The organism is Calothrix sp. CBUCES-K 9914 (assembly GCF_059640475.1).
Genome location: NZ_JBXXZH010000265.1, coordinates 1 through 11,988, shown reverse-complemented (window position 1 = coordinate 11,988; position 11,988 = coordinate 1). Strand labels below are relative to the sequence as shown.

Below are 11,988 nucleotides of genomic sequence, written 5' to 3'. Positions count from 1 at the left end.
GAGTGCTGAGTGCTGAGTGCTGAGTGCTGAGTGCTGAGTGCTGAGTGCTGAGTGCTGAGTGCTACCTCCTGACTCCTAGCTCCTAACTCCCAATTATTTATGATTTTTGCGTTAAGTTAAGAAAGAACAGTCGCGCGTTGATTAAAGTGTAAAATATATGGACGTACAAACATTGAAAGCACGTATTGCTATCGTTGAAACAAAACGAGAATACCTACTACAACTTCTTGAACAACCAAGTCTTGGAGCTTTGAGAGTCGATGTAAATCAAGCTTTAGAGGAAATGGATGAGTTAATTGATGAATATAGACGCACCTTCCCCCAAACAGGCAGTTTATAAGTTTGCGGCTCAACCCATCGTCATTTACACCTAAATTATTAAGTTTGCACCCTGGTATATTAAAATAACGTCGGTACTTATCAACTAAAAATAAGTACCGACGGTTTTTATCTTGAGCATTGAATGTTTAAATACTCTTGGTGGTGAGAAAAAGTGTTTTAAATGACAGAACTGCATTTTTATCAAGCAACTTAATGGTTTCCCAACTCTCGAACTAAGGCAATTAATTCAGACGTAGGTATATCCTTTTTACAAAAGACATCCCAGTTCCCGATATCACTAATAGCCTTATTTTTTGCGTCTTCAACTGAAGAATAGGCAATTATTTGAGTATCGGGGGAAATTTCCTTGATTTTACACGATGCCGTCCAACCATCCATAACAGGCATCTGTAAATCTAAAACGATTACATCGGGTCGGTGACGTTTCACCATGTCAACAGCTTCTTGACCGTTGGTTGCTAAACCAACAACTTGCATGTTTTTTTGACATGACAGAACCATTTGCAGGGTCATACGAGTCAGTTCATGGTCATCAACGACAAGTACCCGCAGGGTAGAAGGCTCACAGGACAACATTAACATCCAAATAAATGAACGAATAATAGAGAAGAACTATTACAGTTTAAGAGAACGCTCATCTAAATCGACTCTATCTAATGGGTGACTTAATGGCTAATATTCACTATCTTCATAAATCTCTAGGTTAAAGTTACCTAAAATTTATACAGAAATTTTAACAATACTAAGAACCAGAAACCGAGCTTCTACTTAAGTCCGTACAGGTTTTATCTGTTCAACATTTGATGTTACTCCAGTAGAACCTAAAACCATTGACATCAATGCTTTTTGCGAATTTGATTCTGGACAATCATCACCTGGGCGCCGTTGGATATACGTTCCATCTGATTGTAATTCCCAAGCTAAACGGTTATCAGCGAGCATGATTCCCAATATTTCTTGCAAATCTTTAGCAATATCTACATCTTGTATTGGAGTAATAGCTTCAACGCGACGGTCTAAATTACGTGACATCCAATCAGCACTACCAATAAATATTTCTTCTTCTCCGTTGTTGTAAAAGTAATAAATGCGAGAATGCTCTAAAAACCTACCAATTATGCTGATTACGCGAATGTTCTCGCTAATATCTTTTAGCCCTGGACGTAAACAACAAACACCACGAACTATTAAATCAATTTGAACTCCCGCGCGTGATGCTTCATATAATGTTGCAATTACTTCTGGGTCTACTAATGAATTCATTTTCGCAACGATACGTCCAGATAATCCGTTATGAGCATTTTCGATTTCACGACGAATGAGAGTAAGGAAACGTTCGCGCATATTGACGGGGGCAACAAGTAGCTGTCGATAAGACTTTTGTCGTGAGTAGCCAGTGAGATAATTATATAAATCAGTTAGATCGGCGCCTAATTCATCACGGCAGCTAAATAATCCCAAATCAGTATACAGTCGTGCAGTTTTGTGGTTATAGTTTCCTGTGCCAATATGTACATAGCGACGAATACGGTCTTTTTCGCGTCGCACAACTAATATAGTTTTACAGTGTGTTTTTAAGCCAACCAAGCCATAGACAACATGTACTCCAACACTTTCTAGGCGCCGTGCCCAATATATATTATTTTCTTCATCGAAGCGTGCCTTGAGTTCGACTAGTACAGATACTTGCTTACCATTTTCAGCCGCAGCAATTAAAGAATTTACAATTGGCGAATCACCAGAAGTGCGATAAAGAGTCATTTTAATTGCTAACACATCTGGGTCTTGTGCTGCACTACTAATAAATTTAGCGACTGATGCCGAAAATGATTGATAAGGATGATGAACTAGTAAATCGCCAGAGCGAATTACACTAAAAATATCTTTACCCTCTTCTGTATCAATTATCGGCAGGGTATTCATATTTTGTTCACGAATACGCTGTAATCTTGGATGTACTTGTCCCTGCCAAGGGAGGTCTTTGTGTTCTGGGAGAGGAAGTGATAAAAAATACATCAAATCCCGTAAACCTAGCAAACCTTCAACTTCGTAACAATCAATTTCATCTAACTCTAAATCTTCTAAAAGTCGAGTACGTACTGACTCAGGGGTTTGAGACTGAATTTCTAATCGTACTGGGTTTCCACCAACACGACGTTTCCGCAATTCTTGTTCGATAGCAAGTAACAGGTCATCAGCTTCATCTTCTTCAACTTCCAAATCCGCATCGCGCGTAATGCGAAAGGTATGATATTCCTGAATAGTCATACCAGGGAATAAAGATTCCAAGTTATGAGCAATAGCTTGTTCTAGGGGTATACCAGTCCAATGTGCAGGTTTGCCGTTATGAGTAATTCCTAATTCTGGAGGTAGAGATAAAAATCGTGGTAATACCTTGGGTACTTTAACGCGCGCAAAAAATTCTTGTTCAGTGTCAGGGTTTTTAACAACAACAGCCAAATTTAAACTGAGATTGGAAATGTAGGGGAATGGGTGCGACGGGTCAACAGCCAATGGTGTAATTACGGGAAATATCTGCTCTTCGTAGTAATTATCAAGATAAGTGCGCTGCTTATCGTTAAGTTCAATGTAATTAACTAAATAAATACCATTCTGTGCTAACTGTGGTCGCAGAACTTTTTCAAAATGTTGGTGCTGTTGAACTACCAGGGGACGTAGCGAAAAGCTAATATCATCTAACTGTTGCTGTGGAGTTCGTCCATCAAGTCCTAACTGAGTAACTTTAGCTTCTACCTGCTGCATCAATACAGCAACCCGCACCATAAAGAACTCATCCAAGTTAGAAGAAAATATTCCCATGAATTTGAGACGTTCTAACAGGGGAGTACGCGGGTCTAGTGCTTCATGTAACACACGGTTATTGAATTCCAACCAACTTAGCTCGCGACTGATAAAATGTTGTGGGTCTCTGAGATTGAGAGGATTAGAACTTTTCTTTGTTTTTGCCATAATGCACTCAAAACACGCAGGTATTGCTTTTAGTGAACGTTAATCAAAGATGAATCTACGAATATTCTATATTACAAGCCAGAATAAGCATAAATCTCTCACGGTAGAAGACAAAACTTAAAATTTCGTGCGATGATTTCAAAATTACCTAAAAAACTCTAAGTAAAAAAATATCCAAAATTGACATTCCAGAGTAGCATGGGCATCTTGCCTGTGCAGTCAATGTAATTATCTTTACCAAAAAATCACACATAACACAGAGAATAGAAAGAAATTTATTTGAGGCACCTGCTAGTCTATGTCATTAATTTTGGGGTGTTGCTTGCAACGGATACAAAGGATGTAACGGATAATTTATTGGTTACAAAAGTAAGGTGGGTGACTATTTAAAATTGACCATCCCGTTATTGCCATCATGGGTTGAATCACTTTTATAATTTATACTAGCTGATGCCGAAGCGCTCGAAAGTGAGAAAAATACTGGCGCCACTCCGGAACGTAGTCAAAAACCAAATTTGTCACCTCCAATTCGCAATTCGCAATTCGCAATTAAGACAATTAGTGCGGGCTTGGACCCGTCACTAATTGGGTGCCACCAAATCAAAGATTTGGTGGGGGCTTGTACCCCCCAGGCAATTAATCAATTATTAATTTGCAATTACCTTCGGTCAAGAAAGCAATACAAATGAAATTATAGGCGCAAATAACTATCATTTACAAAAAGCCATGCGCGTAAAACTTTAAAATTGCTCTTCCGAATAAGTGTACTATAAAGGAGCAACTATTGAGAGAAAAGAGATAGAAGTTTTTGATAAATACGCAAGTTCAGGAAACACCAAACAAAAGTTCACAACTGACTAACTTGCGCGCGCCAGAGTTGTATTTTGGGTATAGTCAATTTGGTGTAATGCGTATTGAAAGCCATTTGGTGAAAAGATGTGCTGCCAGTAGTTACCATCAAAACAAGTAAATACCTTGATTGAATCACCTTCTAGTTCAAAAGCAATAGTTTGTTGGTCAAAAGTTGAAATTAAAGATTGGGCTTCTTCCATACTCTCAAAAGAGTTGGGAGCAATGTAGAACTGCCCGTTAGGTAGAAAGCCAACGATGACAAATCTCTCTTGGCTAGTAGGTATAAAATTTACTGTAACAGGGTCAGGAGCAACCCAAGCCTGCCAGCCATTGTCCGAGGTGTAAAGTTCCATGTTCAACACATTTATAGTGCAGGGATCTATTTTGACCTTCAATATATTATATCTTGGCAAAGTATAGATTTTTTCTTATATGTCTTTAGATAGAGTTTACGACTCTAGAAATAAGTCATTAGACATAGTTTTTATGTAATTGGGGTGTGTGGTCAGATAGCATCTATTGTCTTTTACACAAACCGAAAAAACTACTAATACTCCATATGACTAATTTAGTCAGTGTTTATACGTAACAAGATCACTGACATTAAGTACTTTCTTGATATGAGAAGTAGACCATTATGACTTCTTCTTAGCTGCAGCAGAAACAGGCAACTGTAAATTTTGGTTATAAACAAACTCATTGGTAATCTCAACAGTACGCTTGGGTAGCGAGTCATTACGGTTGAGTTCATCTTGCGGTGATACTCGTAATGTATATTTTCCTATAGGAACACCATCAAGACGGTATAAGCCAAACTGATCAGTAACGGCGGACATTACTCTGGCGCCTTGGAGGTTATTTAACTCAACTCTAACCTGTGATATTGGCTGACCTGCTACATCAGTAACTTTTCCAGCCAAACCAAATTCCATTCTTAGGGGAAAATCAAGACGGGTAACAGCTGAGTTTGCAACTTGAGCAATAAAACTTGTTTTTGGCACAGAAAGCTCTACAGGTAATTCATCTGGTTCAAGTTCAACAATATATGTACCTTCTGGTAAATTGCCAATCATGAAGCCACCTTTAGAATCTGTTGTTGCGCTACCTACTAACTGATTACGTTTATCATAAACTCTAACATTCGATCCACTTAAATCAAAGCTTTTACCACCGCGTCCAACAGCTAGTTGTCCAGAAATAGCGCCACGCTCTTTGCTAACACCACCACTCCAAGAAGGAGCAATTCGACCACCACCAAAAGATAAATCAGATACTAGGGAGATTGATAAACGGTCATTTCCAAAACCACCAAGATAACTCAAACTTCTTGAAGGAATACCTTGATATTCAATTCTTCCTAACAAACCAGGCAGTACTTGCATACTTGCACCAACAACAGGTCCAATTTGTCCATCTCCTGTTACTCCAAGTCCAATATTCCAACCAAACGCTCTAAAGTCATTAGGGCTATAACCAACACGAGCAGTGTAACGAGCAGCATCATTACCACCAAATTCACCACCAAAAGATAACTGGTAATTATTATTTAATTTATAGCTTAAATCGGATACGTAAATGTCTCCATAAGTATTAAAAGATAATCTGGTTGAAAAATTAGGCTGGAAGAAAGCATTAAATAAATATCTTCCGTCTAAATCAGGTCTACCGCTTAAAGAAAGTGATGAAAAAGGTCTTGCAGTAAAGGTTGGCATTATGTAATTAGCTGAGTCAGTTTCCGATTGACGATTGCGGGCTACAAATCCTAAATCAAATCGATTACCAAAGTTATATTTAACTTCTAAACTATGATTATATAATTCTCTTGAACTTCTAAAGCTAGTAAAATACCTTTGTGGTAAAGATTGAGAATTAGCGTTGATTCGCAAACGGTCTAATTGTATATCTAAATCGGCACTATAACCAACTTTATCATTAGAGCTACCAACACTAGCAGAAAGAATTGCTGGGTTTGCTAGGCGCCAAATTAAACCAGCTTGAGCTTGGAGTGTTTCGGGTAAAGCTTGTACTCCACCTTCAAAAGTCAAGTTATTGCTAAGACCTTGGCGCAGTTGATAGAACCCAGCAAGTTGCCCTTCATTTTGCAATTGAAATCTTGAATCACCTAGTAAAGATGTTTGAGCTAAGTTCCCAGTTAAACCTAAACCAGCTAGCTGTACATTACCACCCGCAGGTAATAATAAGTCTGAAGCATTAATTGTAACAGTCCTAATTTCTCTAGGAATACGCAAATTATTACGGTCGAAAATTAAGATTTCAACTTCATTACTTTGACCAGCTGGCAAGTTAACATCTAAAAACTCATACTGTCCAGCAAATCCAACTTGCTGCTGTGAAACGATGGTGCTGCCAACTCTTAATTGTACTAAACTTGCTGGAGGCGCCGAACCACGGAATGTTTGTACGGCTCTAGAGCGTCTAGGTAGCAGTTCGTTAGCGCTGTAGCCACTATCAAACTTTTCAGCAGGTAAATTAGTATAACCAAATTGCAAACCAGTTAAACTTAAACCGTCCAATAATGGGTTTAAACTAAGTTGCTGCTTACCTATTTGATAGCGGAATTGACCATCGCGTCTGTAAAAGAAATACTCTGCAAGATTTGGTGTGTTTTCAAAGTCGTTTTCTAAACGTGCGCGCCAAGCACCTCCTGCTAATCTACCACCTAAAAGTGTTGAACTACGAATGTCAGTATTTCCAGAATAGGTAGTAAGACTTAACTCTTGCTGCAAAGTTGAAAAAGCAGTGTTAGGTGGAAGAGCATCTGGTTTAAGTTGGGCTGCAACACGAGACTGTCCACCACCACGCCAAGGTAAATCAACGAGTAAGTTAATATCAGCCGTATTTAATTCAACATCTACTTTTAATTGTTGCTGTAAAGCAAATTTACTAATATAAATTACTCCATTAATTTGTTTGAGGTCATCTGGCTTTAAATTAACAGTACCTAATGGTGTTTTTGCGCTCAATACCCTGTTATTTTGCTCAATAGTAAAACCTGCAACTTGAGCAAAAGCTTCTATTGGAACAAATAAAGTATTATTTTGAATAAGAACATCTATAGTTCCAGCTTCTCTCCCATTTATAAGCACACCTACTAAAAAAGGAGTATCTGGTACTTGTGCTAATTCTAAAGCTGGTTTATTGTTAGAACTATTATTTTGACTTGCAGAATTTTTAAGTGTAGCTATTAAGCTTTGCTTTTTATCTACTAATTGATTTGCAATAGAATTTTTTTGATTATTAGCAGCAACTTTATTAGAATTGCTAGAATTTGATGATTGGGGTGGGGTTAGTGCAATTTCTCCCGCTTCACTTCCTGCCTTTACTGCATCATTTAAAGTATTATTAAGTGAAGCTTGTAAAGAAGCTACGATTAAATCTTGAACTACTGCTAATATTTTTTGCGTACTGTTACTTAGAGGTGTGCTGCTAGCAACCTGCGTATTTGTCGTACTTGTATTATTACTACTGTTGTTTTCCCTAGATTTAGAAGTATTGGAAGTATCAGAATCAGCAGCAGCTATCTTTTGAGAATCTTCTTGGGTAGATGTAGCTGTACCAGTACTATTACTACTTCCAGTATTACTGGCAATGATTTTATTAGTACTATTGTTTATTGAGGCATACAATGAAACACTTATAAGTTCTTGAACTGTTTCAAGTATTTTAGCAATAGGGTTTTTATCTACTGCTTTTTCTTGCTTTTGCTGTTTTGCTAAATCTTGATTTTCCGTATCAGTGCTATTAGCTTTATCACCGTTTGAAGCTGCTGCTAATGGCAAAGCGTCTTCAACAGAATTTACTTTCGATGTATTGCGCTGCTGGTGTGAAAATTTTTGTGACAACTGTTTGTCAGTTGCCTGAGCATTAGTTGTAGGTCGAACAGTATTTTTGCTAAGTCTTTGCTGATTACAATTTTTTGCGACAGGTGTAGTGGAGGCAGTTTTTACCGAGCTGGAGTCTTTTAAGATTTTGCTCAATAAATTACTGACTAAATCTGACTGTGATGTGACAGACTGACAAGCATCTTGCTCTACCCTAGCAGTGACACTATTTTGAGTAGAAGTTTTGAAGCGCTGATTATCGGGAGAAGTTGAGCCGTTCATTGCTTCGCTCCTCACCTCTTGAGGCGCCAGTGTGGCGATAATTGGGGGTGGGGTGGGTGGTAAAACTAGGTAGAGCATAAGCAAAAATGTTTGAATAGAAACTTAGAACTAAGCACTGTTAAATGCTTGAGATAAGTAGTATTAAATAAAGTAGTAAGCTCGACTTTATCCAAAATTAAAAACTTAGTTTACTTTATCCGGCGAAAATCGTAGATGACGGCAAAAACTTTTTCCATGTCACTAGTTTACGCTAAAATCGAAAAAGTAAAAGTAACGCTCCATAAACGTTTCAGCCTACGCTTAAGCGTTAAAGGAAAATGGATAAAGTCGAGGTGAGTGAGTAGGTGAAAAGTTTTGTAGAGTAATGACTAGTTTTTCTCGCTATTTAGCTACGGAGCTAACAGGCTTAAGATTTGCTACTGGAGCGGGTTTTGTGTCCGGTTGTAAAGAAGTTGGTGCTGGGACTGTAAAAGGTATACCTTTATCAACAGCCGTGCCGCTCAAATTTGCATTAATATCTAATACGTAATTACCAGGAGGTAATTTTTTGATTAAAGGCAATACAATTTGACGACGGTTACTTGGTAAAACAGGTGCTAAGTCCACTAACCCAGCTTGGACAATATCTGCTGGAAACTTAGTATTCGGATTACCTACACCAGCCAAAGGTTGTGTTGCTTTGGCGCCTGGATATTTTCCGGCACGCCAAATTGCATATTGACCTTCCATTCTGATGTATGCGTTGCCTTGATTAGACACATCGAATACAGCTTGAACTTGATTTGGTTTAGTTTCAACACCTACAGAATTAACGGTACCAACCCGCTTAATTTCTCCAGCATGGGCATAAACAACAACGCCAACACGACCAACCGTATTAATGCTGTCAGCATCAGAACTCGAAGCAGGTGCCGCTTCTTGCAGATAAATTACAGCACGATATTCACCCGCAGCAGGTTTAACCTTGGGACGAATAGCAAAGCGCACAGTTTGAGTTTTGCGAGGAGGAATAGTAAATCTAGAAGGTGTAAATATAATCCATTGGTCTAAAGAGTTATCGGTAGATGCAACATCTTCCAATTGATTTTTTTCATTCATCGCCCAATTTCTAACATAAGCCTTCATTTCGACTGGCTTGTCAGATAAATTAGAAATTGTGATTGCATTAGAACGGCTATTTCTAACATTCAAATTAATCTCCATACGTGGGGGACTTACACCTATCTCAATTGCATTAGCTGTTGAAATTCCAGATAGTAAAGTAATTGTACTTAATAATAAAGATGAAGCTTTTCTTATTAGCATTTTCTTTCGACTCCGAGTCACACAAAAGTTTTGAATTAACATTTAATACCAGGGATACAAACACTAATTACAGGGCTGTAATTACCAACTGTCCACTTATTCAACTCACCAAATATCAATGTCGCTTTTCCCTGAATTAATACAGTTGGTTCCGAACCACCCTGACAATCTTGATATTTTTGAATTCTCTCTGGAACAGCTTCTACTTTTAATATACTGGGCGGAAACTGACTTACAGTATAAGTTACACTTCGACCACTTTGGCTCAAGTAGGAATCATAATCACTTTGACGTACCCGCATCCTCCAAATTACTTCCTTGGAAGAATTAGATTTATAAGGAGAATTTGTTGGTAGCGGTTGGTCTTGTGTACCAAATCGCTCTACTAAACTGTTACCGAAAATATCTACTGCATCTAAAGCCACAATATCATCAGCGACCATGAGGTTAAGGTCTGCGCTACATCCACTGAAAGTAGATGCCATAACTTTTGGCTGCGGTGCAAATAAAAGTACTACAACTATGCTTAGGTAGCATTTTAGAATATGTCGGCAGTTCATTGTTGTCAATAATATCTAAAAATTTGCAGTTTTTTTAATACAAAAATTGTTCACTTATGTCATCAATTCTGATAATTAATTATTAATTACATGATAATCACAACTAATGACATAAGTTATTTAAAAATCATCTTTTCGTCTTCAACCTTATATCTTGTTGACATTACAATCTGTGTCTATAAAAACTGGAAGCAGGCCTAAATGCCTGCACCAGAAACTATGACAATTTGAACGTTATGGAGTAGTAACAGAAATTGTTAGTTCACCACCAGTAAAAACTGTACCTGCTGTTGTCAATGGGTTGCTGAAAGCGAAATTAAGTTCAACAGGAACAGAAACATAAGCTTTTCCAGCAGCAGGAACATAACTGGTAGTAGTTGAAGGTGAAACAGTCATATTTACTGTGTCTTGATTACCACCAGCAACTGTACCTGATGAACTAGAACTAGCAGTAAGAGTTGGTTTAGTTGCAGTAACAGATATTGCTGTGCTAGGTCTACCACCCCAAACCTGATACAATTCTGATATTTGTTTACGAACAGAACCACTAGATGTATTACCAGGAGGTGTTGTAGGTAGAGATGAGGTACCTGCTGCTTCATCGTAGCTACCTGTTTTATCTACAGAACCTGAACCTTGCAAGTCTTGTTGGCTAACGACGAATTTCAAATCGTTGTATGTACGCAAGAAAATAGCTGGTCTTACTGTAACTTGTACTGGTAAAGCTGCACTTTGTGCATGAGCAGGCGCCGCAAAAATTGCGCTACCTAATGCTGCTATGCTTCCTGCAATGATTGCTGCAATCTTCTTATTCATGAGATAAATTTCTCCAAAAGTTTCAATTAGGTTAGTAGAGTTTCTCTTTGTAAGTTTGAAGAACTCTGGCTTTGTACTCATCAAAGCTAATAATTTTTTTGTTAATTATTTTTTGATAGAGCTTCCCTGGCAAGCCCAAGAGTTTGCAATGAAATACAATGCGTCAACATCATATAGATGTGATGGGTTTATCTCTATATATAAATTTTTTATCTATACACCACTCCTCTTTAAATCAAAAACAGTAAATACCACACAAAACATAACGAGTAATCTTCCCGTGTAATTGTTATTTCTTGACATCGGTTGATTACATAAAGAATTTAACCCTTTTGTACTCAAACCACCTTCAGTGAGAATATGGAATTATCAAGCATTGACGACAAAAACTACTCAGTATTGCTACTGAGTAAAGTTAAGTGCTGAAGTTATATATATTTCTTAGCGGCTTGTTACTTAAGTCATTGACACTCTTCATTGTTACTATCTATCTGTGGAGAGAGTAAGCAATCAGGAATAAACGCGCTGTACTATATATATTGGTATAATATTACTACACAAAAATGTTTCAAGCGACTCGTCGGCGCCTAGCGCTCTGGTACACTTCAATTACAGCGGTATTGCTACTATTGTTCGCAAGCGGTGTATACTTATACGTTCGCAGTACATTAGTTGAACGTGTTGATGATACTTTGAACCATGTCGTCGAAGTCGTCGAACGTGCGCTTGTGATTGAATCAGTAAATAATCAAAAAAAGGAATACCGTGTAAACATCGAAGCGAGTTTTCGCAATAACGCTAACTCCGTCGAAGATGACCGCATTGATATCGAATGGTTTAGTCCAACAGGAGAACTACTTTGGACAACCTTCCCCGAACCAATAAATGTCCCCATCCACGCAAACCGCAACGGTGAGACTGTTCGCATCAAAAACAAAGAAACCCACTCAGCACTCAGCACTCAGCACTCAGCACTCAGCACTCAGCACTCAACACTCAGCACTCAGCACTCAGCACTC

At 38.1% G+C, this 11,988-nt stretch carries 8 protein-coding genes and 1 pseudogene; 2 read left to right on the top strand and 7 right to left on the bottom strand.

Annotated elements, in window-relative coordinates; genetic code table 11:
- Positions 1–157 precede the first annotated feature (157 nt).
- Entirely contained in the window at positions 158–340 is a 183-nt protein-coding gene (locus AC2JBO_RS36880; RefSeq protein ID WP_496958599.1) for a hypothetical protein, read from the top strand.
- Between the two features lie 191 nt (positions 341–531).
- Here AC2JBO_RS36880 and AC2JBO_RS36875 read toward each other — a convergent pair whose 3' ends face one another.
- From AC2JBO_RS36875 to AC2JBO_RS36845, 7 genes are all read right to left on the bottom strand, one after another.
- Complete coding sequence (locus tag AC2JBO_RS36875) at positions 532–924, bottom strand: response regulator (protein ID WP_496958598.1); 393 nt, start codon at positions 922–924, stop codon at positions 532–534.
- Between the two features lie 186 nt (positions 925–1,110).
- Positions 1,111–3,312, bottom strand: a complete 2,202-nt coding sequence (gene ppk1 / locus AC2JBO_RS36870; protein WP_496958597.1) for a polyphosphate kinase 1 — start codon at positions 3,310–3,312, stop codon at positions 1,111–1,113.
- A gap of 857 nt (positions 3,313–4,169) precedes the next feature.
- Positions 4,170–4,517: a hypothetical protein gene (locus AC2JBO_RS36865; protein WP_496958596.1), complete on the bottom strand. Its 348-nt coding sequence runs from the start codon at positions 4,515–4,517 to the stop codon at positions 4,170–4,172.
- A 282-nt stretch (positions 4,518–4,799) separates the two neighbouring features.
- A complete protein-coding gene (locus tag AC2JBO_RS36860) occupies positions 4,800–8,366 on the bottom strand; it encodes a carboxypeptidase regulatory-like domain-containing protein (RefSeq protein ID WP_496958595.1) in 3,567 nt (1,188 codons plus the stop codon).
- Between the two features lie 303 nt (positions 8,367–8,669).
- Positions 8,670–9,593: a fimbrial biogenesis chaperone gene (locus AC2JBO_RS36855; RefSeq protein ID WP_496958594.1), complete on the bottom strand. Its 924-nt coding sequence runs from the start codon at positions 9,591–9,593 to the stop codon at positions 8,670–8,672.
- Positions 9,594–9,628: 35 nt separating this feature from the next.
- Complete coding sequence (locus AC2JBO_RS36850; RefSeq protein WP_496958593.1) at positions 9,629–10,078, bottom strand: hypothetical protein; 450 nt, start codon at positions 10,076–10,078, stop codon at positions 9,629–9,631.
- A gap of 309 nt (positions 10,079–10,387) precedes the next feature.
- A complete protein-coding gene (locus AC2JBO_RS36845) occupies positions 10,388–10,969 on the bottom strand; it encodes a hypothetical protein (protein ID WP_496958592.1) in 582 nt (193 codons plus the stop codon).
- A gap of 563 nt (positions 10,970–11,532) precedes the next feature.
- Between AC2JBO_RS36845 and AC2JBO_RS36840 the strand changes: the two are divergent.
- Positions 11,533–11,988 (top strand): annotated as a pseudogene (locus AC2JBO_RS36840) (sensor histidine kinase); the annotation flags it as partial.

What these genes read in the sequence shown, in the direction of transcription:
- AC2JBO_RS36875 (WP_496958598.1), bottom strand. Translation starts at nt 924, where the DNA reads ATGTTAATGTTGTCCTGTGAGCCTTCTACCCTGCGGGTACTTGTCGTT.
- AC2JBO_RS36880 (WP_496958599.1), top strand. Translation starts at nt 158, where the DNA reads ATGGACGTACAAACATTGAAAGCACGTATTGCTATCGTTGAAACAAAA.
- AC2JBO_RS36845 (WP_496958592.1), bottom strand. Translation starts at nt 10,969, where the DNA reads ATGAATAAGAAGATTGCAGCAATCATTGCAGGAAGCATAGCAGCATTA.
- AC2JBO_RS36850 (WP_496958593.1), bottom strand. Translation starts at nt 10,078, where the DNA reads ATGGCATCTACTTTCAGTGGATGTAGCGCAGACCTTAACCTCATGGTC.
- AC2JBO_RS36860 (WP_496958595.1), bottom strand. Translation starts at nt 8,366, where the DNA reads ATGCTCTACCTAGTTTTACCACCCACCCCACCCCCAATTATCGCCACA.
- AC2JBO_RS36855 (WP_496958594.1), bottom strand. Translation starts at nt 9,593, where the DNA reads ATGCTAATAAGAAAAGCTTCATCTTTATTATTAAGTACAATTACTTTA.
- AC2JBO_RS36865 (WP_496958596.1), bottom strand. Translation starts at nt 4,517, where the DNA reads ATGGAACTTTACACCTCGGACAATGGCTGGCAGGCTTGGGTTGCTCCT.
- ppk1 (WP_496958597.1), bottom strand. Translation starts at nt 3,312, where the DNA reads ATGGCAAAAACAAAGAAAAGTTCTAATCCTCTCAATCTCAGAGACCCA.